Annotated in this window: 25 protein-coding genes and 1 pseudogene; 17 read left to right on the top strand and 9 right to left on the bottom strand. The window is 66.6% G+C overall.

Going from position 1 to position 26,330, the window contains the following annotated elements:
* The 4 genes and pseudogenes from HPA01S_RS23165 to HPA01S_RS15775 form a co-directional block, all read left to right on the top strand.
* Nucleotides 1-113: pseudogene (locus HPA01S_RS23165) on the top strand (type I glyceraldehyde-3-phosphate dehydrogenase); the annotation flags it as partial.
* A gap of 115 nt (nt 114-228) precedes the next feature.
* Nucleotides 229-816 carry a TetR/AcrR family transcriptional regulator gene (locus HPA01S_RS15785; protein WP_066271721.1) on the top strand — a complete coding sequence of 196 codons (588 nt, stop codon included), beginning with the start codon at nt 229-231 and terminating at the stop codon, nt 814-816.
* Nucleotides 817-843: 27 nt separating this feature from the next.
* A complete protein-coding gene (locus HPA01S_RS15780; RefSeq protein ID WP_066271720.1) occupies nt 844-1,770 on the top strand; it encodes an alpha/beta hydrolase family protein in 927 nt (308 codons plus the stop codon).
* Between the two features lie 124 nt (nt 1,771-1,894).
* A complete protein-coding gene (locus HPA01S_RS15775) occupies nt 1,895-3,829 on the top strand; it encodes a S8 family peptidase (protein WP_169801541.1) in 1,935 nt (644 codons plus the stop codon).
* Nucleotides 3,830-3,868: 39 nt separating this feature from the next.
* Here HPA01S_RS15775 and HPA01S_RS15770 read toward each other — a convergent pair whose 3' ends face one another.
* From HPA01S_RS15770 to HPA01S_RS15760, 3 genes are all read right to left on the bottom strand, one after another.
* A complete protein-coding gene (locus tag HPA01S_RS15770; RefSeq protein WP_066271718.1) occupies nt 3,869-4,696 on the bottom strand; it encodes an SPOR domain-containing protein in 828 nt (275 codons plus the stop codon).
* On the bottom strand, nt 4,690-5,490 hold the full coding sequence (locus HPA01S_RS15765; RefSeq protein WP_066271717.1) for a biotin--[acetyl-CoA-carboxylase] ligase: 801 nt from the start codon (nt 5,488-5,490) through the stop codon (nt 4,690-4,692). The genes HPA01S_RS15770 and HPA01S_RS15765 overlap by 7 nt, the downstream gene beginning before the upstream one ends.
* 138 nt (nt 5,491-5,628) lie before the next feature.
* Nucleotides 5,629-6,162, bottom strand: a complete 534-nt coding sequence (locus HPA01S_RS15760; RefSeq protein WP_066271716.1) for an SET domain-containing protein — start codon at nt 6,160-6,162, stop codon at nt 5,629-5,631.
* Between the two features lie 96 nt (nt 6,163-6,258).
* Here HPA01S_RS15760 and HPA01S_RS15755 point away from each other — a divergent pair, with 96 nt between their 5' ends.
* Together HPA01S_RS15755 and HPA01S_RS15750 are read left to right on the top strand one after the other, a co-directional pair.
* Nucleotides 6,259-9,234 (top strand): DNA topoisomerase III, encoded by a 2,976-nt coding sequence (locus HPA01S_RS15755; protein ID WP_066271715.1) that lies wholly within the window; start codon nt 6,259-6,261, stop codon nt 9,232-9,234.
* A gap of 25 nt (nt 9,235-9,259) precedes the next feature.
* Nucleotides 9,260-9,913: a glutathione S-transferase family protein gene (locus HPA01S_RS15750; RefSeq protein ID WP_066271714.1), complete on the top strand. Its 654-nt coding sequence runs from the start codon at nt 9,260-9,262 to the stop codon at nt 9,911-9,913.
* A gap of 21 nt (nt 9,914-9,934) precedes the next feature.
* Here the strand turns inward: HPA01S_RS15750 and HPA01S_RS15745 are convergent, their stop codons facing one another.
* From HPA01S_RS15745 to HPA01S_RS15735, 3 genes are all read right to left on the bottom strand, one after another.
* Nucleotides 9,935-11,314: a sensor histidine kinase N-terminal domain-containing protein gene (locus HPA01S_RS15745; protein WP_066271727.1), complete on the bottom strand. Its 1,380-nt coding sequence runs from the start codon at nt 11,312-11,314 to the stop codon at nt 9,935-9,937.
* Nucleotides 11,315-11,423: 109 nt separating this feature from the next.
* A complete protein-coding gene (locus tag HPA01S_RS15740; protein ID WP_066271713.1) occupies nt 11,424-12,098 on the bottom strand; it encodes a response regulator in 675 nt (224 codons plus the stop codon).
* A gap of 107 nt (nt 12,099-12,205) precedes the next feature.
* Nucleotides 12,206-12,727, bottom strand: a complete 522-nt coding sequence (locus tag HPA01S_RS15735; protein WP_066271712.1) for a MarR family transcriptional regulator — start codon at nt 12,725-12,727, stop codon at nt 12,206-12,208.
* 245 nt (nt 12,728-12,972) lie between these two features.
* On the opposite strand from HPA01S_RS15735, the gene recA reads away from it, so the two are divergent.
* Both recA and recX read left to right on the top strand, forming a co-directional pair.
* On the top strand, nt 12,973-14,106 hold the full coding sequence (recA, locus tag HPA01S_RS15730) for a recombinase RecA (protein ID WP_066271711.1): 1,134 nt from the start codon (nt 12,973-12,975) through the stop codon (nt 14,104-14,106).
* A gap of 53 nt (nt 14,107-14,159) precedes the next feature.
* Nucleotides 14,160-14,654: a recombination regulator RecX gene (gene recX, locus HPA01S_RS15725; protein WP_066271710.1), complete on the top strand. Its 495-nt coding sequence runs from the start codon at nt 14,160-14,162 to the stop codon at nt 14,652-14,654.
* 35 nt (nt 14,655-14,689) lie between these two features.
* Here recX and HPA01S_RS15720 read toward each other — a convergent pair whose 3' ends face one another.
* Both HPA01S_RS15720 and argC read right to left on the bottom strand, forming a co-directional pair.
* A complete protein-coding gene (locus HPA01S_RS15720; protein ID WP_157085059.1) occupies nt 14,690-16,255 on the bottom strand; it encodes an MFS transporter in 1,566 nt (521 codons plus the stop codon).
* Nucleotides 16,256-16,421: 166 nt separating this feature from the next.
* On the bottom strand, nt 16,422-17,333 hold the full coding sequence (gene argC / locus HPA01S_RS15715) for an N-acetyl-gamma-glutamyl-phosphate reductase (protein ID WP_066271709.1): 912 nt from the start codon (nt 17,331-17,333) through the stop codon (nt 16,422-16,424).
* Nucleotides 17,334-17,510: 177 nt separating this feature from the next.
* Between argC and sucC the strand changes: the two genes are divergently transcribed.
* The 9 genes from sucC to HPA01S_RS23160 all read left to right on the top strand — a co-directional run bounded on the left by sucC (nt 17,511) and on the right by HPA01S_RS23160 (nt 25,787).
* Nucleotides 17,511-18,671: an ADP-forming succinate--CoA ligase subunit beta gene (gene sucC, locus HPA01S_RS15705; RefSeq protein WP_066271707.1), complete on the top strand. Its 1,161-nt coding sequence runs from the start codon at nt 17,511-17,513 to the stop codon at nt 18,669-18,671.
* 15 nt (nt 18,672-18,686) lie between these two features.
* On the top strand, nt 18,687-19,580 hold the full coding sequence (gene sucD, locus HPA01S_RS15700) for a succinate--CoA ligase subunit alpha (protein ID WP_066271706.1): 894 nt from the start codon (nt 18,687-18,689) through the stop codon (nt 19,578-19,580).
* A gap of 218 nt (nt 19,581-19,798) precedes the next feature.
* Complete coding sequence (locus HPA01S_RS15695) at nt 19,799-20,143, top strand: hypothetical protein (RefSeq protein ID WP_066271705.1); 345 nt, start codon at nt 19,799-19,801, stop codon at nt 20,141-20,143.
* A gap of 10 nt (nt 20,144-20,153) precedes the next feature.
* Entirely contained in the window at nt 20,154-20,939 is a 786-nt protein-coding gene (locus HPA01S_RS15690) for a Stp1/IreP family PP2C-type Ser/Thr phosphatase (protein WP_066271704.1), read from the top strand.
* Between the two features lie 50 nt (nt 20,940-20,989).
* The gene (locus tag HPA01S_RS15685) at nt 20,990-21,619 is read left to right on the top strand and encodes an FHA domain-containing protein (protein ID WP_066271703.1); all 630 of its coding nucleotides are present in this window, start codon (nt 20,990-20,992) and stop codon (nt 21,617-21,619) included.
* A 217-nt stretch (nt 21,620-21,836) separates the two neighbouring features.
* Nucleotides 21,837-22,640, top strand: a complete 804-nt coding sequence (locus HPA01S_RS15680; protein ID WP_066271702.1) for a 3',5'-cyclic-nucleotide phosphodiesterase — start codon at nt 21,837-21,839, stop codon at nt 22,638-22,640.
* 195 nt (nt 22,641-22,835) lie between these two features.
* Nucleotides 22,836-23,315 carry a pilin gene (locus HPA01S_RS15675; protein ID WP_066271701.1) on the top strand — a complete coding sequence of 160 codons (480 nt, stop codon included), beginning with the start codon at nt 22,836-22,838 and terminating at the stop codon, nt 23,313-23,315.
* 64 nt (nt 23,316-23,379) lie between these two features.
* A complete protein-coding gene (locus tag HPA01S_RS15670; protein WP_066271700.1) occupies nt 23,380-25,035 on the top strand; it encodes a PglL family O-oligosaccharyltransferase in 1,656 nt (551 codons plus the stop codon).
* A 56-nt stretch (nt 25,036-25,091) separates the two neighbouring features.
* A complete protein-coding gene (locus HPA01S_RS23160) occupies nt 25,092-25,787 on the top strand; it encodes a hypothetical protein (protein WP_157085058.1) in 696 nt (231 codons plus the stop codon).
* Here the strand turns inward: HPA01S_RS23160 and moaC are convergent.
* Nucleotides 25,769-26,278 (bottom strand): cyclic pyranopterin monophosphate synthase MoaC, encoded by a 510-nt coding sequence (gene moaC / locus HPA01S_RS15665; RefSeq protein WP_066271699.1) that lies wholly within the window; start codon nt 26,276-26,278, stop codon nt 25,769-25,771. The genes HPA01S_RS23160 and moaC overlap by 19 nt on opposite strands.
* Nucleotides 26,279-26,330 lie beyond the last annotated feature (52 nt).

Here is a 26,330-nt window from a genome sequence, read left to right as displayed (position 1 = left end):
CAGACGCCGGCATCGCGCTGGACAAGACCTTCATCAAGGTGGTGAGCTGGTACGACAACGAGTGGGGTTACTCGAACAAGTGCCTGGAGATGGTGCGCGTGGTCGCCAAGTAAGCGCGAGCTCTCACACTCTCGAACAAGGCGCCCTCGGGCGCCTTTTTTTGTGACCTGCCGCCTGCGTGACAGCCAGGGCATTGCCGCTAGACCGATCGGTCTATACATTCGGCCCATGACCGACACGCCCGCTCCCGGCAGCCGCGAACGCCTGATCCACGCCATGACCGACGCCCTGCGCCGGCGCGGCCTGCACGGCATCGGCCTGACCGAGTTGCTGGCGCAGGCCGGCGCGCCCAAGGGGGTGCTGTACCACCACTTTCCGGGTGGCAAGACCGAGCTGGCCGTGGCCGCCATCGACGACGTGGTGGTGCGCATGCTGGACTGGCTCGACGGCCTGCTGGCGAAAGAGGTGGACCCGATCGAAGCCGCGCGGCTGTGGATGCTGGGCGCCACGCAACGCCTGAGCAGCACCGGCTTCAACGCCGGTTGCCCGCTGGCCACGGTGGCGCTGGAGAGCACGCCCGACGATGTGGTGTTGCGCCAGGCCCTGGCGCGCGCCTTTGCCACGCTGCGCGAGCGCATCGCCCAGGCGCTGGAGCAGGCCGGCGAACCGGCCGCCTCGGCACAGGGCGTGGCGGCGCTGATCGTCGCCACCTACGAGGGCGGTTTGCTGCAGGCGCGTGTGGCGCACAGCACCGAGCCGATCCAGCAGGCCATGCAGACCTTGCTGGGTCTGCTGGCCACGCGTCCCGCGCGCTGAGCCGCGCTGAACCGAGCAGGCATTGCCATGACCGACACCACCGCCACGCCCACTGTGCCAGTGCATCCCGCGCCAGTGCAGATCGAACGCCTCACGCTGACCGCGGCCGATGGTTATCCGCTGGCCGCGCAGCGCTACCGCAGCCCGACGCCCGCGCACGCCCAACTGGTGGTCGGCGGCGCCACCGCCGTGCCGCAGGGTTTCTACAAACGCTTCGCCGAACACGCCGCGCGGCGCGGCTTCGACGTGCTGACGCTGGACTACCGCGGCATCGGCGGCTCGGCGCCGGCCTCGCTCAAGGGCTTTCGCATGGACTACCTCGACTGGGGCCGGCTCGACCTCGCCGCCGCGGTGGATGCCATGCACCAGCCCGACCGGCCGCTGTACATCGTCGGCCATTCGTATGGTGGCCACGCGCTGGGCCTGTTGCCGCAGCAGGAGCGCATCGCCGGCGCCTGGACCTTCGCCACCGGGGCCGGCTGGCACGGCTGGATGCCGCCGGGCGAGCGCCTGCGTGTGCTCTTCATGTGGCGCGTGCTGGGCCCGGTGTGGACGCGCCTGGCCGGCTACCTGCCCTGGAGCCGGCTCGGCATGGGCGAAGACCTGCCGCTGGACGTGTACCGCCAGTGGCGCCACTGGTGCCGCTTCCCGCGTTATTTCTTCGACGACCCGCAGATGGCGGCCACCACGGCGCGTTTCGCCGAGGTGCGTTACCCCATCGTCGCGGCCAACGCGCTGGACGATGCCTGGGCTCCGCCGGCCTCGCGCGATGCCTTCATGGCGGGTTACCGCAACAGCACCGTGCGCACGCTCACCATCGACCCGCGGACGGCCGGTCTCGGGCCCATCGGGCACATGGGCTACTTCCGCCCCAAGGCCGCGCCCCTGTGGAACGAGGCGCTGGATTGGTTCGATTCGCTGCACACCAATTCGAGGCCGATGTCCAGCGTTTGAGCCCAGCGCCGCCGAAGTTGTGCGGAATTGCCGAATGCGGTGTGCATCGATGGAATCAAAAAAACGGGCGTGTCAGAATCTTCCGTTACCTCGTTCTCCGTCTTCCGTATCACCGTTTTCGTCCATGAACCACCCCACCTTGCGGCGATCGCTCGCGGCTCTGCTTCTTTGCGTGGCCGCGCCCGTCAGCGTGTGGGCAGGGTCCGGGCCGGCGTCCGGTGCGGCGGTCGGCCTGATCATCGGCCTCAAGGGTGATGACGTCGAAAGCCCTGCGGCTGAAGCCCTGGAGCGCGGCCCCTGGGTGTCGCGCCAGGAGCGCGCCCGCGTGCGGTGGATCGGCCAGGCCCGCGAAGGGCGTGAACGGCTGACCCGCCTGGCCGCGGAAGCCGGTCTGCCCGAAGGCATGGCCGCCGAGGCCGGCAACGCGCGCCTGCTGCGCTTCAAACAACCCCTGCGCGGCCAGTCGCTGGACAACGCCGTGCGCCGCGCGCGCCTGCACCCCGACGTGGCCTGGGTCGAGCCCGACGTGATCGTGCCGCGCCTGGACGCACCGCTGCCCAACGACCCGCTGTTCGTGCAGCAATGGCACCTGCAGGCGGCCGACCGCGCCACCAACTTCGCCGGTCTGAACATGCCGGCGGCCTGGAGCAACACCACCGGCAGCCCGGTGGTGGTGGCGGTGGTGGACAGCGGCATCCTGCCCGACCACCCCGATCTGCAGGCCCTGGGCCCGCGCCTGTTGCCGGGGTATGACTTCGTCAGCGACCTGTCCATGTCCAACGACGGCAACGGCCGCGACGCCGACCCGAGCGACCCGGGCGACTGGGTGAGCGCCGAGGACAAATTGAACCCGTTGTACGCACAGTGCGACGTGGCACGCAGCTCCTGGCACGGCACCTTCATCGCCGGCCAGATCGCCGCCGCGACCGGCAACCAGCAAGGCGTGGCCGGCCTGAACTGGGGCGCCAAGGTGCTGCCGGTGCGCGTGTCGGGCAAATGCGGCGCCGTGTTGTCCGACCTGCTGGACGGCCTGCGTTGGGCCGCCGGCCTGCCGATCTCGGGCGTGCCGACCAACCCCAACCCGGCGCGCGTGATCAACCTCAGCTTCGGCGGCGACCAGCCCTGCAGTCCTGCTTACCAGAGCACCATCAGCGCCATCACCAACGCCGGCGCCCTGGTGGTGGTGGCCGCCGGCAACGCCGACAAGGCCCTGACCCGCCCGGCCGACTGCCGACGCGCGATGGCCGTGACCTCGGTGCGGCAGGACGGCGCCAAAGCCGACTACGCCAGCTTCGGCGACCGCGTGTCCCTGGCCGCGCCGGGTGGCTCGATCTCGTCGAACGGGATTCTCACGATGCTGCTGTCGACCGACAACGACGGCACGACGGTGCCGGGCAACCACACCTATGGCCTCAAGCAGGGCACCAGCTTCGCCGCGCCGCAGGCCGCCGGCGTGGCCAGCCTGATGCTGGCCGTGAACCCGCGGCTGAGCCCGCGCCAGCTGATCGAACGCATGCAGGCCGGCGCACGGCCCTTCGACAACCCCATCGCCGGCCTGCCCAACTGCGGCACGCCGGGCGCGGGCGCCTGCAACTGCACCACCGCCACTTGCGGCCAGGGCCTGCTCGACGCCGGCCGCGCGGTGCAGCTGGCCACCGGCCCGGCGGTGGTGATCAAACCGCTGGCCGATGTGGAACCCGGCACCGTGATCACGCTCGACGGCAGCGACAGCGTGGCTATTCCGGGCGCCAGCATCGTGTCGTACAAGTGGGTGCAGGTGTCGGGCCCGCCGGTGACGATCAACTCGGCCGCCACCGCGGTGGCCACCGCCACCCTGGTGGCCGAAGACAGCTACGTGTTCTCGCTCACTGCGGTCGACAACTTCAACCGCGTGGGCGAAGACACCGTGCGCACGGTGGCCGCCATGCCGGCCGCCATTGCGGCCTCGCCGGTGGGCGGTGGTGGTGGTTCGGTCGGCCAGCTCTGGGGTATCAGCCTCTGGGCCTGGGTGATCGCGGTGCTGCTCACGCAGCGCCGGCGCCGCCAGCGCGCCGCCTGAAGGCCGGCCCGGCCCCTCGTCGATATCCCGTCGCCGGCGTCAGCCGCAGCGGCGCAAGGACTTGCCGGCCATGGCCTCGCGCAGGCCATCCACCGCGCTGCGCTGGGTGGTGGTGATGGTGGGCAGGCGCAGCGTGAACGACACCGCTTCGGCCCGTTCCTGCGCCACCTTGGCGGTGCGCACGCCACCTTGTTCGGTTTCCTGCAGCGCTTTGCGCGCGGCCGCTTCGGACGAGTAGGTGCCCAGCGCCAGCCCCGGGCCGAGGCCGGGCGCCGTGATCTCGCGGTACTGCAGGCCCAGCCCGCGCAGCTCGGCCTTCTTGCGCTCCAGCTGTTCGCTGTTGTCGTAGCGGCCCATGTAGACGATCCAGCGCCCGCTGCTGCGCACTTCGTTCAACTGCCACTGGCTGGCCGGCAGGCCGAGCAGCTTCAGTTCGGCGCGCAGCAGCTCGGTCTGGTTTTCGGTGAAGCCGGTCGCCTGCCAGCAGGCGCGCGCTTCGTTGGCCGCCGCTGTGGCGACGCTGGGCGGTGGGGCGGGCGCCGGCGCGGGTTCGGGAGCCGCTGCTGCCGGGGTGGGCTCCGGCACGGGCGTCACCGGTGGATGCTCGGTGGCGGTGGCGGTGGCGGTGGGCACTGGCGGGGCTTCGGCGGCCGGCGGCGGTGTGGGAGTGTCGGGTGCGGCGGCCTCATCACCCGAGCCCTTGGGGCCGTTGAGCAGGCGCTGCATCTCGGGCGCGACCTGGGCGGCCAGCCGCTCCGGTTCGTGCTGGCTGGGCGCTGCCAGGCCCAGGCCGTCGAGGTGACCACGCGTCCAGGCGAGGTAGGCCAGGTTGGCCAGCACCAGCAGGGTGATGGCCCACCTCAACATGGGCGCACGCTCACTTCTGCGCTGGTCACGGTCTGCATGCCACGTTCGGTCAGTACCTGCAGCGCGCCTTCTTCGTTGACGCCGCAGGCGGTGCCGCGTGTGCCGTCGGACAGCTGCACCGTCAGGCCCTGCAGCGCGTCCAGGCGCGCAAAACGCTGCGCGAAGGCGTCAAACCCTTGCGAGGCAAAGGCCTGCAGGTCTTGCACCAGGGCGGGCGCCACACGCGCCAGCGCTTCGCCGGGCGTGATGCCCACCAGCAGCTCGGACAGCCCGGCCGGCGGCATGGCCGCCACGGTCGAGCCCTGGGGGACCAGGGCGCTCACGGCGCCGGTGTCGGGCCGTGCGATGTTGAGGCCGACGCCGACCACCACCATGCGCTGGCCCTGGCCAGCCTCGCCGGTGCTGGCGGTCTCGACCAGGATGCCGCCGATCTTGCGCTGCTCCAGCCAGAGGTCGTTGGGCCACTTCAGGCGCAGGCTCGGGTGCAGGCTCTGCGCCAGGCTCACGCCGACCGCCAGCGACAGGCCGGACCAGTTCGCCGGGGCCAGCGGCAGGGCGAGGGAGAAGGTGAGCGATTGGCCGGGCTTGCTGTGCCAGCCCTTGCCGACGCGGCCGCGTCCGGCGGTCTGATGTTCGGCAGTCAGGAGCACCGGCTCCATCAGCCCGTTGCGCGCACGGCGCATCAGCTCGCTGCTGGTGGAGTCGATGCTGGGCAACACCTCGACGGTGAAGCCCGGCAGCGTGGGGGCCACCGCCTGCCAGATGCCTTCGACGTGGGCGAGCAGGTCAGACATGGAGGGCCCTTGGCAAGGGCAGGCACCGCGCTGCGCCGGCACGCGGGACACCGCCCGGGGCACCCGTGCAACCGGCTTTGCCGGGCCACTGGGTGCATCCCCTCTTCAGGAGGGAAGACGCGAAGCGGCGCAGGCGGGTCATCCGAGTTTGGAGGCGCGGCCTTCGCGCTTGGGCGCGAGCAGCGTGCCGCGGCATTTCTTGGCGCCGCACCAGCAGGGGTACTCGGCCTTGAGCTTGGCGGTGTAGGGCTCGTCGATCACCAGGCCGTAGTCGTAGAACAGTTCTTCGCCGGCCTCGATGTTGCGGCGTGCGCGGATGAAGACGCGACCGTCTTCCACCTCGGCTTCGCAGTTGGGCTTGCAGCTGTGGTTGATCCAGCGCGCCGAGTTGCCCCCCACCTTGGCGTCGATCACGTGGTCTTCGTCGATGTGGAAATAGAAGGTGTGGTTCGGGTCGCTGGGGTCGTGCGGGTGGCGGCGCAGCGCTTCGTCCCAGCTGATGATCTCGCCCACGTATTCGATGAGGGTCTCGCCTTCGGCCAGGTCGGCCACGGCGTAGACGCCTTTGCCGTGGACGCCGGAGCGGCGGGTCTGGATGCGTCGGCCGCCCTGGATTGCGTCCCTGGTTTTGGCGCCGGGGCGCGGCTTGTTCTGGCGGGGGCTTTTCGTCACGGCCGAAATATTTGGTAAGGTTGTTTCATGCAGGTGCGCGCGAGTGTGCGCGTGCCCATGTGCGCGTGTACACGCGCGTGAAAGCAGATTGTAGAGATGAAAACAGACGGTTCCGCCAAAACCCTGGTCATTGCGGAGAAGCCATCCGTGGCCCAGGACATCGTGCGCGCGCTGACCCCGGTGGTGGGCAAGTTCGACAAGCACGACGATCACTTCGAGAACGACGCTTATGTCGTGACCTCTGCCGTGGGGCATCTCGTGGAGATCGCCGCGCCGGAAGAATTCGACGTCAAGCGCGGCAAGTGGAGCTTCGCCCACCTGCCGGTGCTGCCGCCGTATTTCGAGCTCAAGCCGATCGACAAGACCAAGTCGCGCCTGTCGGCGGTGGTCCGGCTGGTCAAGCGCAAGGACGTGGCGCGCCTGATCAACGCCTGTGACGCGGGGCGCGAAGGTGAGCTGATCTTCCGCCTGATCGAACAGTACGCCGGTGGCCTGAAGGGCGGCAGCTACCAGGCCCTCGGCAAACCGGTGCAGCGCCTGTGGCTGCAGTCGATGACGCCGGCCGCCATTCGCGACGGCTTCGAGGCCTTGCGCAGCAACGAGCAGATGCAGGGTCTGGCCGACGCGGCGCGCAGCCGCTCCGAGGCCGACTGGATGGTCGGCATCAACGGCACGCGCGCCATGACCGCCTTCAACTCGCGCGACGGCGGCTTCTTCCTCACCACCGTGGGTCGGGTGCAGACGCCCACGCTGTCCATCGTGGTCGAGCGGGAAGAAAAGATCCGCGCGCACAAGAGCCGCGACTATTGGGAAATCCACGCCAGCTTCCTGGCCGAGGCCGGCGAGTACCCCGGCAAGTGGTTCAACCCCGCCTTCAAGAAACCGACCGGCGAAGACGCCGACGCCGAGCAGCGCGCCGACCGCGTCTGGAGCCAGCGCGAGGCGCTCGAGATTGCCGAGGCGGTGCGTGGCAAAGCCGCCAGCGTGAAGGACGAGAGCAAGCCCACCACGCAGGCCAGCGGTCTGCTGTACGACCTGACCAGCCTGCAGCGCGAGGCCAACGGCCGCTTCGGCTTCTCGGCCAAGACCACGCTGCAACTGGCGCAGAGCCTGTACGAGCGCCACAAGGCCCTGACCTACCCGCGTACCGATTCGCGCGCCCTGCCCGAGGACTACCTCGGCACGGTGAAGGAAACGTTCGCGATGCTGGCCGACAGCGGCATGAAGCACCTGGCGCCGCACGCGAAGACCGCGCTCGACAACAACTACATCCGCCCGACCAAGCGTGTCTTCGACAACAGCAAGGTCAGCGATCACTTTGCCATCATCCCGACGCTGCAGGCGCCCAGCGGCCTGAGCGAAGCCGAACAGAAGCTGTACGACCTGGTGGTGCGCCGCTTCCTCGCGGTGTTCTTCCCCAGCGCCGAGTTCATGGTCACCACCCGCATCACCTCGGCGGTGGGCCACCACTTCAAGACCGAAGGCAAGGTGCTGGTCAAGCCGGGCTGGATGGCGGTGTACGGCAAGGAAGCGGCCGAAGACGTGGCCGACGCCAAGGAAGGCGACAAGGGCCAGAACCTGGTGCCGGTGCGCGAAGGCGAGACCGTGCGCACCGAAAGCGTGGAGCCCAAGGGACTGAAGACCAAGCCGCCGGCGCGTTACTCCGAAGCCACGCTGCTGGGCGCCATGGAAGGCGCCGGCAAGCTGGTGGACGACGACGAGCTGCGCGAGGCCATGCAGGAAAAAGGCCTGGGCACGCCAGCCACGCGCGCGGCCATCATCGAAGGCCTGCTGACCGAGAAGTACATGTTCCGCGAAGGCCGCGAGATCATCCCCACCGCCAAGGCTTTCCAGCTCATGACGCTGCTGCGCGGCCTGGGCGTGGAGGAACTCTCCAAGGCCGAGCTCACCGGCGAGTGGGAATACAAGCTCTCGCAGATGGAGCAGGGCAAGCTCAGCCGCGCCGCCTTCATGGGCCAGATCGCCGCCATGACCGAGCGCATGGTGATGAAGGCCAAGGAATACGACCGCGACACCATTCCCGGCAACTACGCCACGCTGTCCACGCCCTGCCCCAACTGCGGCGGCGTGGTGAAGGAAAACTACCGCCGTTACGCCTGCACCGGCGCCGACGGCAACAGCGAGGGCTGCGGCTTCTCGTTCGGCAAGTCGCCTGCCGGCCGCACCTTCGAGCCCGAAGAGGCCGAGCAGCTGCTGGCGACCAAGAAGATCGGCCCGCTGGAAGGCTTCCGCTCCAAGGCGGGCTGGCCCTTCGTGGCCGAGATCGTGATCAAGTTCAACGAGGAAGACAAGAACTGGAAGCTCGAGTTCGACTTCGGCGACGACAAGAAGAACGAAGAGAGCGGCGAGCTGGTCGACTTCAGCGGCAGCGAAGCGCTTGGCAAGTGTCCCAAGTGCGGTGGCTCGGTGTTTGAACATGGCGCCAACTACGTCTGCGAGAAGGCCGTGCCCACCCTGGCCCAGCCGACGCCGAGCTGCGACTTCAAGAGCGGCAAGATCATCCTGCAGCAGCCGGTGGCGCGCGAGCAGATGAGCAAGCTGCTCGACATCGGCAAGACCGACCTGCTCGACAAGTTCGTCTCCATGCGCACGCGCCGCGCCTTCAAGGCCTTCCTGGCCTGGGACAAGGAAGCGGGCAAGGTGAACTTCGAGTTCGAGCCGCGTGCCAGCAAGTTCCCGCCGCGCAAGACCGCGGCCGGCGCACCGGGCAAGGCCGCACCGGCGAAGAAGGGCGCAGCGGCCAAGACCGCCGCCAAGAAAGCACCCGCGGCCAAGAAGACCGCGGCCGCCAAGACACCCAAGGCGCCACGCAAGACCACCGCCGCCACCGGCAAGCAGCCCAGCGCCGCGCTCGCCGCGGTGATCGGCGAAGGCGCGGTGTCGCGCCCCGAGGTGGTCAAGAAGCTGTGGGACTACATCAAGGCCAACGGTCTGCAGGACACCGCCGACAAGCGCCGCATCAACGCCGATGCCAAGCTCGCCGCCGTGTTCGGCAAGCCGCAGGTCACCATGTTCGAGATCGCCGGCCTGCTCGGCCCGCACCTGAGTTGATCGTTTTTCAGAGGATGTTTCGACAATGAGCCTGAAACTTTATTTCGCCCCCGGTGCCTGCTCCTTCGTGCCGCACAGCCTGCTGGAACTCTCCGGCCTGACCTTCGAGCCGCACAGCGTCAAGCTGCACAAGAACGAACAGCGCAGCCCCGAGTACCTGGCGATCAACCCGCGTGGTCAGGTGCCGGTGCTGGTGGACGATGACGAGGTGATCACGCAGATCGTCGCCATCCTGCTGCACCTGGACGCCAAGCTGCCCGAAGCGGGCATCCTGCCGGCGTCGGGCCTGGCGCGCACGCGCGCGCTGCAGACCCTGACCTGGATGAACAACACCGTGCACCCCACGTTCACGCACGTGTTCATGCCCCACAAGTTCACCGACGACGAAGCCGCGCAACAGGCCATTCGCGCCCATGCGACGCAAAGCTACCGCGGCCTGCTGGGCGAAATCGAGGCGCAGGCCGAGAAGGCGCAACCCTGGTTGACCGGCGAGCGCCCGGGCGCGCTCGATGCCTACGCCCTCACGCTGCTGCGCTGGGGCGGCTTTGCCGGCATCGACCCGACTACCCTGCCCGCCACCTGGGCGCTGGCCCAGCGTTATGCGGCCTTGCCGGCGGTGGCGCGCGCCATCGAGCGCGAGCGCCTGGTGCTCAACATCTACAAGCCGCGCCCGGCCTGAATCCCGGCCGATCCTGAAGACTCAGACCGGCTTGCGCGGCGTCTTGGGCGTGAAGCGCACCGAGGCCAGCAGGCCGGGCGGGTGGCGGTCGCTGTGCGCGTCTTCCATGATCACGCTGGCGCCGTGCTGCTGCGCGATCTCCTGCACGATCGCCAGGCCCAGGCCGGAGCCGTCCACGTCGGTGCCGAGCGCGCGGTAAAACGGTTGCAGCACGAACTCGCGTTCGCTCGCAACGATGCCCGGGCCGTTGTCTTCCACCTGCAGGATCTGCACACCGCTGAACGGATCCACCAGCACCCGCGCCGTCACCACGCCACCGCGCCCGCTGTAGTTGATGGCGTTGTCCAGCAGGTTGCGCACCATTTCCTGCAGCAGGATCGGGTTGCCGTCGATCAGGCAGTCGTCGGGCACCCGCTCTGCGCCTTCGATGCCCAGGTCGATGCCGTGTTCCAGCGCCCGCGGCACCGACTCCTGCACCACGCCATTCACCAGCCGCGCCAGATCAACACGCGCGCTCGGCAGCGTGCGGCCGGTGGTCTCGGCGCGCGCCAGCGCCAGCAGCTGGTTCACGGTGTGGGTCGCGCGTGAGCTGGAGCGCGCAATCTGCTGCAGCGAGCCGTGGATCTCGTGCGGATCGGTCTCGCGCTGCGCCAGCTCGGCCTGCATGCGCAGGCCAGCCAGCGGCGTCTTGAGCTGGTGCGCCGCGTCGGCCAGGAAACGCCGCTGGGTGGAGAGCGAGGCTTTCAGGCGCGTCAGCAGGTCGTTGATGGAAGACACCAGCGGCGCCACCTCCTGCGGAATGGCCGACTCTTCGATCGGGCTCAGGTCGTCGGGCTTGCGCGCGCGGATGCGCTGCTCCAGCTCGTTGAGCGGGCGGATGCCGCGCACCAGCGCGAGCCAGACCAGCAGCACCGCCAGCGGCAGGATGACGAACTGCGGCACCATCACGCCCTTGATGATTTCGGCCGCCAGCGTGGAGCGTTTGCCGCGCGTTTCGGCCACCTGCATCAGCACCAGCTGCGTGGGGTCGTTGCGCACCAGCCAGGTGTAGGCCACACGGACCTCGTCGCCGCGCACCATGTCGTCGCGCAGCAGCACGCGGCCCGGCTCGGGCACCTCTTCTTCGCTCGGCAGCGGAAACTCCTTTTCGCCGCTGACCAGTTTGCCGCGGGGGTCCAGCACCTGGTAGTAAACGAGGTCGCTGTCGTCGGCGCGCAGCAGGTCGCGCGCCTGGGCATTGAGGTTGAAGCTGACCTGGCCGTTGTGCACGGCCACGAACTGGGTCAGGGCCTGCAGGTTGAACTCGAGTGCGCGGTCGAAGGGTTTGCTGGCAATGCCCTGGGCGACGAACCAGGTCAGCGCCAGCGAGAGCGGCCACAGCAGCAGCAGCGGTGTGAGCATCCAGTCCAAAATTTCGCCGAACAGGCTGCGCTGTTCGCGCTGGAACAGGCCGAAGGAAACCGGCGCGGGCCGCGTGTCCGGCGGCAGGGACTCGCCAGTGGCTGGCTCGTCAGGCGGCGATTTTTTCAAGGCAGTAACCCAGGCCGCGCACGGTGGCGATGCGGATCGGACCCTTCTCGATCTTCTTGCGCAGGCGGTGGATGTAGACCTCGATGGCGTTGTTGCTCACCTCTTCGCCCCATTCGCAGAGGCGCTCGACCAGCTGGTCCTTGCTGACCAGGCGCCCGGCGCGCTGCAGCAGCACTTCGAGCAGGCCGAGTTCGCGCGCCGAGAGCTCCACCATCTTGCCGTCGATGGTGGCGACGCGCCCGGCCTGGTCGTACTCCAGCGGGCCGTGGCGGATGGTGTTGGTCGAACCGCCCATGCCGCGCCGCGTGAGCGCGCGCACGCGCGCCTCCAGTTCCTGCAGCGAAAATGGCTTGGCCATGTAGTCGTCGGCGCCGTAGTCCAGGCCCTTGACGCGCTCCTCCACGCTGTCGGCCGCGGTGAGGATCAGCACCGGCAGCGCCGAGCCGCGCGAGCGCAGGCGCCGCAGCACTTCCAGGCCGTGCAGCCGGGGCAGGCCCAGGTCGAGGATCAGCAGGTCGAACTCGTTGTTGGTCAGCAGGGCCGCGTCGGCCTCGGTGCCATTGGTCACGTGGTCCACCGCTGCGCCCGCCGCGCGCAGGCTGCGCAGCAGGCCGTCGGCCAGCACGTGGTCGTCTTCGGCAATCAGGATGCGCATGAGCGGGTCTCCTCGTTGGATGGCGGTGCACCGCTCTGTGTCGGTCTGGGCGTGCAAAACATTTTAGGCCGCGCTCCGCGTGGCGCGTGGCCGCCGGCACAGGGGTTTCACCGGGGTGGCACGGCAGCGCGCGCGCCCGGGGCTTCCGAACCGTAGGCCTCCAGGCCCAGCGCGACCACGGTGGCCACGTCGTCGCCCACCTGGGCGCGGAACTCGGCCTCGGCCTGTGCCACCGCCTGGCGGAACGCTTCCAGCCACGACAGGCCGGTGTCGGTGAAGACGATGCGGCGCGCACGCGCATCGCGCGCATCGGCCTCGCGCCGCACCAGGCCCCAGGCCTCGCACTGCGACACCAGATCGCCCATGGCCTGCTTGCTCATGCCGGCCTGATAGGCCAGCTCGGTCAGCCGCGAACCCTGCAGGCCGAGGTGGCGTGTGATGTGGATGTGCGCCGCGCCCACCTGCGCACGCGCCGCCAGGTGCGACAGCGCCAGCGGCACATTGGCGTCGTGCGCCATCAGGCTGAGCACGCGCTCGTCGAAACGGCGCAAGGCCAGGCCCATGAGGCGGCCCAGGTGGCCGCCACGCCAGCGGTCGTCGGGCAAGGGGGTGGAGGTGAATTCGGGCATGGGGTGGCGGTGGAGTGAAGGGGCTTTTCCAGCACACGCCGCGGAACCGGCTTCGCCGGGCCGCAGGCGTGGTCCCCCCGGGGGGAAGCCGCGAAGCGGCGCAGGGGGGCGTCAAATGGTAAAGCAAACTGACCAAATATCGGCTTGTTGGAATTTAATCCCCCTGTACACTCCTGCTCAGACATCCAGCCTGTACGCATGAACAGGTTGTTGCCCACCCTACCAACCGCTCAGGAGCCTTTCTCATGGACGCAGCCGTCAAGAACAACCCCCTCAACAGCGAAAAATCCAAGGCCCTGCAGGCCGCGCTGGCCCAGATCGAAAAGCAGTTCGGCAAGGGCACCATCATGCGGCTGGGCGAAGGTGAGGTGATCGAGGACATCCAGGTCGTCTCCACCGGTTCGCTGGGCCTGGACATCGCCCTCGGCGTCGGCGGCCTGCCGCGCGGTCGGGTGGTCGAGATCTACGGCCCGGAGTCCTCGGGCAAGACCACGCTGACGCTGCAGGTCATTGCCGAAATGCAGAAGCTCGGCGGCCAGTGCGCTTTCGTCGATGCCGAACACGCGCTCGACATCCAGTACGCGCAGAAGCTCGGCGTGACCCTGTCCGACCTGCTGATCTCCCAGCCCGACACCGGCGAGCAAGCGCTCGAAATCGTCGACAGCCTGGTGCGCTCTGGCGCGGTTGACCTGATCGTGGTCGACTCGGTGGCCGCGCTCACGCCCAAGGCCGAACTCGAAGGCGAAATGGGCGACTCCCTGCCCGGCCTGCAGGCCCGCCTGATGAGCCAGGCCCTGCGCAAGCTCACCGCCCACATCAAGAAGACCAACTGCATGGTCATCTTCATCAACCAGATCCGCATGAAGATCGGCGTGATGTTCGGCTCGCCCGAAACCACCACCGGCGGCAACGCGCTGAAGTTCTACGCCTCGGTGCGCCTGGACATCCGCCGCACCGGCACGATCAAGAAGGGCGAAGAGGCGATCGGCAACGAGACCAAGGTCAAGGTGGTGAAGAACAAGGTCTCGCCACCCTTCAAGACGGCCGAGTTCGACATCCTGTTCGGTGAGGGCATCAGCCGCGAGGGCGAAATCCTCGACTTGGGTGTGCTGCACCGGGTGGTGGAAAAGTCGGGCGCCTGGTACGCCTACAACGGCGAGAAGATCGGCCAGGGCCGCGACAATTCGCGCGAATTCCTGCGCGAGAACCCCGAGCTGCGCGTGGAAATCGAAAACAAGGTGCGCACCGAGCTGGGCGTGCCGCTGCTGCCGGTGGACGAAGCGCCGGCGCCGGCCAAGGGTGGCAAGGCCGACAAAGCCGACAAGGCAGAGAAGCCGGCCAAGGCCGCCAAGGACAGCGACGCCGCGTCCGCGGCCTGAGGCCCCGGTGCCCGCCGGCCCTGTGGCCGCGGGCCCGGTCATTGCGGTGACCCATGGGTTTTGACCAGATCTCTCTCAAGGGCCGAGCGCTGCGCCTGCTCGCCGGCCGCGAGCATTCGCGCGCCGAGCTGCAGCGCAAGCTGAGCGCGCACGAAACCGAGCCCGGTGAACTCGCCAAGGCGCTCGACGAGCTCGAGGCCAAGGGCTTCATCAACGAACAACGCGTGCTGGAGTCGGTGCTGCACCGGCGCTCGGCCCGGCTGGGCGCGGCGCGCGTGCGCCAGGAGCTGCAAGCCAAGGGCCTGGACCCGCAAGCGGTGGCCGCCGCGGTGGCCAGCCTGCAAGGCAGCGAAGAGGCGCGGGCGCGCGAAGTCTGGCGCAAGAAGTTCGGCGAACCACCACGCGATGCCGCCGAGCGCGGCAAGCAGATGCGTTTCCTGCTCACGCGCGGCTTCGGCAGCGAAGTGGTGCGGCGCGTGCTGCGCGGCGGTGCCACCACCGATCGTTTCGGCGACGGTGACGCCGAGGGCCTGCCGCTGGACGACTGAGTGGCCACCCTCCCGGCGGCCCGGCCCAGCCCGGCTCAGCGCGGCGGCGCCACCGGTGCCGGCAAGCCCGGGCCAGATGGCGGGCGCAGCATGCGCCAGGCCATCAGCGCGCTGCCGACCATGATCAGCGTGCCCAGCACGGTGGCCGTCTGCAGGCCATCGACAAAGGTGGTGCGCGCCGCCAGCCGCAGGCTCTCGGCGAGTGGCGCCGGCAGGCTGTCGGCCAGGGTCAGCGCGCCACCCAGCGTGGCAGCCTGTTCCACCGACGCGGATGGCAGGCCCGCCGGCAGCTGGCCGCCCATGCCGGCGCGGTACAGGCCGGTGGCCATGCTGCCGAACACCGCAATGCCCAGCGCACCCGAGAGCTCCGAACTGGTTTCAGACAGGGCCGAGGCTGCACCGGCCCGCTCGGGCGGTGCCGAGCCGATCACGATGTCGTTGCCCAGGGTGAACACCGGGGCCATGCCGATGCCCATCAGCGTCATGCCCACGATCAGCGCGGCCAGGCCGTGGCTGCCGTCGAGCAGGCTGGTGACGGCAAAGCCGCTGGCCGCCACCACCAGGCCGCCGATCATGGTGTTGGACGCCGACCAGCGTTGGGCCAGCACCGGGGTGAGCATCGAACCCAGCACGAAGGACAGGGCCCAGGGCACGGTGCAGATGCCGGCCACCAGTGGCGACAGGCCCAGCACCAGCTGGAGGTACTGCGAGATGAAGATGTAGACGCCGAACATGGCGAACGAGGTCAACGCATAGGTGCAGATGGCGGCGGCAAAACGCGGCTGCGCAAACAGCGCCAGATCGAGCAGCGGGTAGGCAATGCGGCGCTGGCGGCGCACGAAGGCGATGCCCGCGGCCAGCCCGGACAAGGCGGCCACGCCGGTGAGCAGGCCCAGATGCCCCTCGGCCGCCTGCTTGAGCGCAAACACGCCGGCCAGCACCGCGCCGAGCGAGAGTGCCACGCTGCCCAGGTCGAGCCGGCCGGCGTCGCGGTCGCGGTACTCGGGCAGCAGGAACGGGCCGACGGCCAGCAACAGCAGCATCACCGGCACGGCGGCCCAGAAGATCGCCGGCCAGGCGAAGTACTGCAGCACCACCCCGCCCACCAGCGGACCGATGGCACTGCCGACCGAATAGCTGGAGATCCAGATGCCGATGGCAACGCGCCGCTGGCGCTCGTCGCGGAACATGTTGGAGATCAGCGAGAGCGTGGACGGTGCCAGCGTGGCGCCGGCGACGCCGAGCAGCGCCCGGGTGGCGATCAGCGCCGTGGCGGTGGTGGACAGGGCCGCCGCCACCGAGGCGGCGGCAAACGCGGCGGCGCCGATCATGAGCAAACGCCGGCGGCCGATCTTGTCGCCCAGCGTGCCCATGGTGATCAGCAGGCCGGCGACCATGAAGCCGTAGATGTCGACGATCCACAGCAGCTCGCTGGCACTGGGCCGCAGGTTGGCGCTGATGGCGGGCAGGGCCAGGTTGAGCACCGTGAGGTCCATCGCATAGACCAGGCACGGCAGGGCGATCACGGCCAGCGCAGTCCATTCGCGCCGTGTGGCGCGCGCGGGGGCGATCTCGGTGTGTGGGGGAGCAGCGTGGGACATGCGGTTTCCTCAAGGTCGGGCCGGCGCGAGCGCCGCAGCCGTACCGCTGCGCCGTTCAACAGCACGACGTTGAATCGGCCCGGTTTCCGACACGCCGGGCGCAGGATCGCATGCCTGTGTGACGGCCCGACCGTCGGTGCGGCCGGACCCGGATGCCCGCGGGGTTTTACAGCCCCAGCATCAGCTTGAGGTTTTGCACCGCAGCGCCGCTGGCACCCTTGCCCAGGTTGTCCAGGCGCGCGACCACCACGGCGTGGTGCGCTTCGGTGTTGCCGAACACGCGGATTTCCAGCTGGTTGGTGTCGTTGAGGGCCAGCGCATCGAGCTTGCCGTCTTCGGTGGCGGGCAACACGCTCAGCCACTCGCTGCCGGCATAGTGCTTCGTGTAGACCGCGTTCAGGTCGGCTAGCGTGGGCGCGCCCGGCAGCGTGTCCAGGTGCAGCGGCAACTGCACCAGCATGCCCTGCGCAAAATTGCCCACCGAGGGCACGAAGATCGGCCGGCGCGTGAGGCCGGTGTAGGCCATGATTTCCGGAATGTGCTTGTGCTTCAGGCTCAGGGCGTAGAGCTCGTAGGCCGCGGCGTTGCCCTGTTCGTAAGCCTCGATCATGCTGCGCCCGCCGCCCGAATAACCGCTCACCGCGGGCAGGCTGACCGGGTGGTCTGCCGGCAGCACGCCGGCGTCGATCAGGGGCCGCAGCAGCGCGATGGCGCCGGTGGCGTAACAGCCCGGGTTGCCGACGCGTTTGGCGTTCACGATGGCCTCGCGCTGGCCGGCGGCCAGCTCGGGGAAACCAAACACCCAGCCCGGCGCCACGCGGTGCGCGGTGGAGGCGTCGATGATCTTGGGCTGGTGGCCCGGCAGTGCGTCGATCATGGCGACCGATTCGCGCGCCGCGTCGTCGTGCAGGCACAGGATGACCAGATCGACCTGCGCCATGAGTTCGCGCTTGGCCGCCGGGTCCTTGCGCAGCTCGGGCGCGATGCTCACGAGTTCGATTTGCGGCATGCCTTGCAGCCGTTCGCGAATCTGCAAACCGGTCGTGCCTGCTTCGCCGTCGATGAAAACCTTGGCCATGGACGTGTGCCTTGTCAGAGAGAGTTGGGAGGCGGCCCCCAAACGGGCCTGGGCGCGCTGTTCCGCATTGGTGCGTTGCACCATGATACAGTTGCCGGCTGCTGTTTTCAGTGCCCCCTTTGCGGTTGCCCTGGTCTGGCTGCCGTTCCATCCCCCCCAGATCCTGAGAGAGTCCTCATGAAGATCCATGAATACCAAGGCAAGGAAATCTTGCGCCAGTTTGGTGTGCCCGTGCCGCGCGGCATTGCGGCGTTTACGGTGCAGGAGGCGGTGGAAGCCGCACAAAAGCTTGGCGGCCCGGTCTGGGTGGTCAAGGCCCAGATCCACGCCGGTGGCCGTGGCAAGGGTGGTGGCGTGAAGGTGGCCAAGAGCATTGACGACGTCAAGCGCCTGGCCGGCGAAATCCTGGGCATGCAGCTCAAGACCCACCAGACCGGCCCCGAAGGCCAGAAGGTCCGCCGCCTGTACATCGAAGATGGCGCCGACATCAAGAACGAACTGTACGTGTCGCTGGTGACCGACCGCGCCACGCAGAAGGTGGCCCTGATCGCGTCGAGCGAAGGCGGCATGGACATCGAGGAAGTGGCCCACTCCACGCCCGAGAAGATCATCACCGAGATGATCGACCCGCTGACCGGCATCACCACCGAGCAGAGCAAGAAGGTGGCCGCAGCCATCGGCCTGACCGGTGCTTCGATCGACCAGGCCGTGGACATCTTCGCCAAGATCTACAAGTGCTACATGGACACCGACGCGTCGCTGGTGGAAATCAACCCGCTGAACGCCGACTCCAAGGGCAACCTGATGGCGCTGGACGCCAAGTTCAACTTCGACGCCAACGCGCTGTTCCGCCACCCTGAAATCGTGGCCTTCCGCGACCTGGACGAAGAAGATCCGGCCGAAGTGGAAGCCTCCAAGTTCGACCTGGCCTACATCAGCCTGGACGGCAACATCGGCTGCCTGGTGAACGGCGCCGGCCTGGCCATGGCCACCATGGACACCATCAAGCTGTTCGGCGGCGAGCCGGCCAACTTCCTGGACGTGGGCGGCGGTGCCACCCCCGAGAAGGTCACCGAAGCCTTCAAGATCATGCTCAAGAACCCCAAGGTCAAGGGCATCCTGGTCAACATCTTCGGCGGCATCATGAAGTGCGACACCATCGCCACCGGCGTCATCACCGCCTGCAAGGCCGTGAACCTGAACGTGCCGCTGGTCGTGCGCATGAAGGGCACCAACGAAGAGCTGGGCAAGAAGATGCTGGCCGAGTCCGGCCTGCCCATCATCGCCGCAGACACCATGGCCGAAGCCGCGACCAAGATCGTTGCTGCCGTCAAGTAAGCCCGGAGAACACACATGTCGATCTACATCAACAAAGACACCAAGGTCATCACCCAGGGCATCACCGGCAAGACCGGTCAGTTCCACACGGAAAAGTGCCAGGAATACGCGAACGGCAAGAACGCCTTCGTGGCCGGCGTGAACCCGAAGAAGGCCGGCGAGTCGATCTTCAACATCCCGATCTACGCCTCCGTGAAGGAAGCCGCCACGCAGACCGGCGCCACCGTGTCCGTGATCTACGTGCCGCCCGCAGGCGCTGCCGCCGCCATCTGGGAAGCCGTTGAAGCCGACCTGGACCTGGCTATCTGCATCACCGAAGGCATCCCGGTCCGGGACATGCTCGAAGTGCGCAACAAGATGAAGGCCAAGGAAGCCGCCGGCGGCAAGAAGACCCTGCTGCTGGGCCCCAACTGCCCCGGCCTGATCACGCCCGACGAGATCAAGATCGGCATCATGCCCGGCCACATCCACCGCAAGGGCCGCATCGGCGTGGTGTCCCGTTCGGGCACGCTGACATACGAAGCCGTGGCCATGCTGACCGAAGTCGGCCTGGGCCAGTCGAGCGCCGTGGGCATTGGTGGCGACCCCATCAACGGCCTGAAGCACATCGACGTGATGAAGGCTTTCAACGACGATCCGGACACCGATGCCGTGATCATGATCGGCGAAATCGGCGGTCCTGACGAAGCTGAAGCTGCCCAATGGTGCAAGGCCAACATGAAGAAACCGGTGGTCGGCTTCATCGCTGGCGTGACCGCTCCTCCCGGCAAGCGCATGGGCCACGCCGGCGCGCTGATCTCCGGTGGTGCCGACACGGCCGACGCCAAGCTCGCCATCATGGAAGAGTCGGGCTTCATCATCACCCGCAACCCGTCCGAACTGGGCAAACTGCTCAAGGCGCAGCTCTGAGCATTTCAGCGCCACCGTGAAAAGGGCAACGCTTGCGTTGCCTTTTTTTATGTCTGCTCGCAGATTGGGCCGCAAACGCACAAAAGCCCCTTGATCCACCGAGCCGGCTTGCAACAAAATGCTACGTCTCGGACCGGCATGCCGCCGGACACCGACGGTGCGCTTGTCTCTGACCTTTGGGCAGTTCGCGGCGACCAGCCAGCGAACCCAGACGGAGAATGCGCGACGTGTTGAACAACAGGAAAACCCCCCATCGAGGCCAGGGCAGGATCTGGCGACCCGACCCCTTCATGGGCCTGTGGGTGATGGCGGCCGCGCCGGCGGTGTTGGCGTACCCGATCACCCAGCGCCTGGGGCTGCCGCAGCAGCTGGCCGATCTGTGTGCCCGGCTTATGTCCAGGACATCCGGGCAGCTTGAGCCAGGCGGTGGCGTTCGCGCAAGCGACAATCCGACGCCGACGGATCCAACGTACGACGAAAATACCCTGCTTGCCAAGGTGATCACGGCGCCCCCGGGGGCGCCGACCGTGGCCCTGCGGGCCGGCGCCGCCATCCCCCTATAAATCCAACAATATGATCTTCGAGTATTTCTGTCTGACCGACCCGGGCCTGGTCAGGGACAACAACGAGGACTCCGTGTCCTTCGACCCTGACAACCAGATTGCGGTGCTGGCCGACGGGATGGGGGGCTACAACGCGGGTGAAGTCGCCAGCGCCATGGCCACCACCTTCATCAAGACCGAACTGGGACGCTGGATGTCCGAAGGCGGGCACGAGGCCAGCGCGCGCGAGCTCAAACGCGCCATGGAAATCTGCATCGACAACGCCAACCGCTCGATCTTCAACGCCGCCAACTCCAATGCGCAGTACGCTGGCATGGGCACGACGCTGGTGATGGGGGTATTCCACGGCGCACGCGCCATGGTCGGCCATGTGGGCGACTCGCGCTGCTACCGCCTGCGTGCTGGTGAGTTCGTGCAGATCACGCGCGACCACTCCCTGCTGCAGGAGCAAATCGACGCCGGCCTGATCTCGCTGGAGCAGGCCCAGTACGCTTCGCACAAGAATCTGGTGACGCGCGCGCTCGGCGTGGAAGACACGGTGCTGCTCGAGGTCAACGAATACCGGGTCGAAGACGAAGACCTGTATCTGATGTGTTCGGACGGCCTGAGCGACATGATGACCGACGAGCGAATCGCCGCCATTCTGGTGACGGCGGGCACGCTGGAAGAAAAGGCGCATGCCCTGATTGACGCGGCCAACGACGCGGGCGGACGCGACAATATTTCGGTGATACTGGCGTATGCTCGCTCGAGACCGGTCCGAAAGGGCCTGCTGTCGCGCATGCTCGGCAAGTAATACTGTTCATCCATTCAGAAACCACTTCACAGGTTCCACAGGAGTCGGCCATGCCGAAAATGATCGTTTCCATCGACGGTGTCGTCATCAAGGAAGTGCAGCTCACCAAAGACCGCACCACGCTCGGACGCCGTCCTTACAACGACATCGTGATCGACAACCTGGCGGTCAGCGGTGAACACGCCGTCATGCAGATGTCCGGCATGGACGTTTTCCTGGAAGACCTGAACAGCACCAACGGCACCTACGTCAACGGCAAGGCGATCAAGAAGCAGCAGCTGCAGAACGGTGACACGGTCGAGATCGGCAAGTACAAGATCAAGTTCGTGCACGAAGGCGCCACCGAGAGCCACGAAAAGACCACCGTCATCAGCGGGGGCGCCGTGGTCGAAGGCGCCGATTCCCAGGGCAGCACGGTGGGCAACGCCGCCATCAAGGTGATGTCGGGCACCGCTGCCGGGCGCGAAGTGCCCTTGGTCAAAGTGGTGACCACCATTGGCAAGCCGGGAGTGGCGGTGGCCGCCATCACGCGCCGTCCCCAGGGCTACGTCGTCGCGCTGGTTGAAGGCACGCACAAACCCACCATCAACGGCAACCCGATCGGCTCCGACGCCGTGCAGCTGTACCACGGTGACCTGCTGGAACTGGCCGGCACCCAGATGCAGTTCGTCCAGCACTGACGAACACCGGCATGCCCCGCACGGGGCTGTGCCCGCCCGAGCCCGTTGCGTTTTGCAACCGCGGGCCAAAATGCCAAAAAAGTCCTATCCGGCGCGGTGCTGACGGGTTAGCCTGCGCGAAGCGGCTGCGCCCGGTCTGTGACAGGCCTGGAGCAGCCAGATTCCACCCGTCATGCGCCGGCAGCACCGGCCATGCCAATTGCCTGCTGAGCTGCCGATGAGGGTTCGTGTTCTGGGGTGTTCCGGTGCCATTGCCCATGGCTGCCGCACCACCTCCTTTCTGCTGGACGACGACGTCCTGATCGACGCCGGCACCGGGGTCGGTGACCTGACCCTGGACGAGATGGCGCGCATCGACCACGTGCTGCTCACGCACTCCCACCTCGACCACGTGGCGGCCTTGCCGCTGATGCTGGACTCGGTGGCCGCCCGGCGCCTGGCCGCGGGCGCCGCACCATTGCAGGTGCACGCCCTGCCCGGCACCATCGCCGCGCTCAAGGTGCACATCTTCAACAACCTGATCTGGCCCGACTTTTCCGCCATTCCCAGCGTCGATGCGCCGCTGATGCGTTTTGTGTCGATCTCGGTTGGTGAGGTGCTGCACGTGGGCGGCAAAGCGGTGGAGGTGCTGCCTGCCGTGCACACGGTGCCGGCGGTGGGCTTTGCCGCTGCCAGCGCGTCCGGCCACTGGGTCTTCAGCGGCGACACTGGACGTAACCCGGCCTTCTGGCAGCGCATCAACCAGCTGCCGGTGGCACAGCTGGTGATCGAAACCGCGTTCAGCACCCGCGAACACGCGCTGGCGCAACGCAGCCTGCACCTGGACCCGGGCACCCTGGCCGACGAACTGGCGCAGATCGCGCCCGGCCGCCAGTACCCGATCTACATCACCCACACCAAGCCGGCCGAAACCGGCCAGATCATGGAAGAGATCCAGGGCTTCGACCAGGCCCCTGATCGCCCGCAAGACGGCCGCCACGACATCCGCTGGCTCAGCGCGGGGCAGACCTTCGAGCTGTGACAAATCCTGTCTGAACGGCAGGCGGTGACAAAAAATGTCGCTCCCATGCCGGAGTACCGGTCAACAAATGTCACTGCGAGCGTGTGAAGCGTGAAATAGGCCGCAGAAAACAGGCCAATTCAAGTTGGCACGGCGCCTGCTGATACAGAACTGTCTTCAACCCAGTTTCTGTTTTTTCTCTCCAAGGAGTTCTCCATGAAGCGTTCCCTGCAAAAAGGTTTCACCCTGATCGAATTGATGATCGTGGTGGCCATCATCGGTATCCTGGCTGCTGTGGCTCTGCCGGCTTATCAGGATTACACGATCCGTGCTCGCGTGACCGAAGGCCTGACCTTGGCAGGTTCGGCCAAGACGGCCGTTAGCGAAAACGCCGCGAATGGCGCGCCTTTCGGCTCGGGCTGGACGCAGCCCACCGCGACGGCCAACGTGACCTCTGTGGTAATTGACTCGGGCAATGGCGAAATCACCATCGCCTATACCCCCCGTGTAGCCCCTGCAGGTAGCAATACGCTGATTCTCGCTCCGCGTGATGGAGACGACGGCCTGACCGCTGGCACCCCGCCGGTTACCGGCTCCGTGACCTGGAATTGCAACTCGGCAGGCACGACGAGCGCCTCGGGTGGCAACCGTGGTTTGCTCAACGCGCGCCTGGTACCTGCGGATTGCCGTCGCTGATATCGTTCCGTGGCATGCAAGAAAGGGCGCTTCGAGCGCCCTTTTTAATTCTTGGACAGTAGAGATGACGCAATCCGTGTCGAAGAAAACTTCAGGGCTGATAGGGATCGCCGTTTTGCTTCTCGCAGCGCTGGTCTGGCCGAGGGCCTATGGGCCATCGCTGATGGTGACGCCTTTTCTGATGGGCGTGATCACCGTGTCTTTGATCGGCCTGGTCTGTAGGCCATCCTTGCCCAAGTGGCCTGGCATTTGGCTCCTTGCATCGTTCGTGGCCATCATGCTTGGGCCCCAATCCGAACCGCTCTCTCTGATCGCGCTGCTTGCGGCCGCACTTTGTGCATGGATCTCCATCGGACTGGGTGCACAGTTCGTGGCACGGCGAAGCCTGCTGAGGGGGGTGATGTGGACACTGCTGATTGGAATGGTGATTCACGCGTTGGTGGCGTGGCTTCAGTACTTTGACATCGAGCGGATCTTCTACCCGCTTGTGAGTCAAAACGAGTCCGACCGCCCCTACGGAAATCTGCGCCAGGCAAACCATCTCGCCTCATTCTGCGTTCTCGGACTGGTGTCACTATGGTGGTTGTATCGAGAGCGCGAGGTGACGCTGAGGGTGTCGCTTGGGGTCGCTTTTCTCGCCTTTTCAGGTTTGGCCCTATCCGCCTCCAGAACAGGGCTGCTTGAGTTGTTCTTGATTTCCGGTTGCTTGTGTATCTGGCGCAAGACCGCAAGGCCCCATGAGTTCAAGCTCTTCTTCCTGGCTCCGTTGTGGGTACTTCTACTCACCCAACTCCTGGATGCGCTGTCAGCTTTGTTCGGGTTTGGTCTGGAAGGTGTGCATGGACGAGGCATGGAGTCCGTGTCGATCCGGTTCATCTATTGGCAAGAGGCGTGGTCCCTGGCGCTTATGCACCCCATAGCGGGTGTGGGGTGGGGCAATCTGGGTTTTGCGCGCTTGTTTGAGTTGCCATTTAATCCAGCCGGTTCCAATACGACCAATGCTCATAATCTGGTGCTGCACCTGCTGGCGGAAACTGGATTCGCAACCACGTTCCTGATTCTTGCCCCCATGGTCTGGTTTTTGTGCCGGCGGTTGCCTTGGCGGCTAGCCGATACCAACTCCCAATGGGCCTGGATGCTGATCGCAGTGGTGGGTGTGCACAGTCTCCTGGAGTATCCGGCCTGGTACATGCACTTCCTTCTGCCCACAGCATTTGCTTTTGGCGTATTGATGGTAGCGGAGCCAGTTGCGGCGCGCGCGAACCGTACTTTTCCAAGTGCGGGAACTGTGGTTCTGGCCGCGTTGTTGTTGGTTTCCAGTTTTCTGGCGTTGGCGGACTATGTCCGTGTGGCTAGGGCGTTCGGCGAAGACGGTCGTGCTTCAACCGACATGACGCGCGTGACTGGTGCTCAGGGCACGGTTTTGTTCCGCTATTACGCTGATCGCGCTTTGGTGGAGCGCGTCGCCTTGAGTTCCGCGAACGCATCGGCCATGTTGGAAGTCACGGATCGCTTGCTGAATGTGGGTCCCAATCCGATTGTTTTCTGGGTTCGCCTCGAAGCGCTGTGTCGCTTGGGCAGGGCCTTGCAAGCCGGTGAGACGGCCGTATCGTTTGCTCAAATTTTTCCTGCGGCACACGATGAATTCATGCAGATCAACAGTCCCGAAGTGCTCAATGCGTGCGGGCTGCTCAGCTCAAAAGATACGAAGACGCCATGACGACAACTCGCCGAGGCCATGACGCGATGTTTTGGGGAGCGGTGGGAGTGTCACTCTTGACCTTGCTGCTTGGCGTGTGGGCAGTGTTGGGCTGGTGGTACCCCCGCTCCTTCTGGGTGGGCTCCGGCGTCTTGTCTGTCGGGGCCTATGCGGTGGTTGTTCATGTGGTCACTACAGCGCTGCTGGTGTTGCCTTGGCGAACCCGGAGGAAGGTGGGCGCGGAGGTTGTCGCAGACATTGGTGTGCTGCTGTGGATACTGTTGTCAACAGCGCTGCTAAGCCTTTCAGTTCTCGCGGCGGAGCGTCCTGTTGCGCTTGTGTATGCGGTTGATCGGGTTGTGCTGGTCCGCGCCAGCGAGCTGCGAACCATAGAATTCACATCGCGTGATCTTGCCGCGCTTCATCATTTGAGGTGGTCAGGGCCTCTTCCCTTGCTGGCGACTCGTCCTTCGAACGACTTCGAGCGTCTAGAAGCCATTGAGCTCGCTATGGCAGGTTTCGATCTGCCGCAGCGCCCCTCTCGGTGGGTCGACAACGTGCAAACTCAGAGGGGCGCAATCTTGGACAGGGCCCGTGCTTTTGGTGGAGAAACCACGGGCGTCATTTCGGTGAACGGGGTCGAACTGACGCACTATCTACCATTGGATGGCCTCAACGGGGATTGGGTGCTTGCCGTGGATACTCGGTTGCGAAACCACACGCCAATGAGACTGGAGCAAGTCCTGAGGGACTCTCAAAGCTCGGGCGACTGATCGACAAAAAACACCCCACTCTTCCCCCCGCGCTTCTCCACCAGCCGCACCCCGTCCATCACCATCCCGCGGTCCGCCGCCTTGCACATGTCGTAGATCGTGAGCAGTGCGACGGACACGGCGGACAGGGCTTCCATCTCCACTCCGGTCTGGCCGGTGCACTCGGCCGTGGCCTGGCAACGAACGCCGGGCAGATCGGGCTCGATGTCAAACTCCACCGCCACGCGGGTCAAGGCGATGGGATGGCACAGCGGGATGAGGTCGCTGGTTTTTTTGGCGGCCTGGATGCCGGCGATGCGGGCGATGCCCAGCACGTCGCCTTTTTTCGCCGTGCCGGCCTGGATCAGGGCCAGCGTGGCGGGCAGCATGCGGATGCGGCCTTCGGCAACCGCCACCCGGTGGGTGCTGGCCTTGGCGGCCACGTCGACCATGTGGGCCTGGCCTTGGGCGTCGAAATGGGTCAGGGGGGATGAGGGTTTGGTATCGGGCATCTGGGCTTGTTTCGCAGGCTTTACAGAACCTGCGGGACTTGGCGGCATCATA

The organism is Hydrogenophaga palleronii NBRC 102513 (genome assembly GCF_001571225.1).
Classification (GTDB): Bacteria; Pseudomonadota; Gammaproteobacteria; order Burkholderiales; family Burkholderiaceae_C; genus Hydrogenophaga; species Hydrogenophaga palleronii.
The sequence above is the reverse complement of the archived record's forward strand: the minus strand, read 5'-3'. Positions and strand labels throughout refer to the sequence as shown.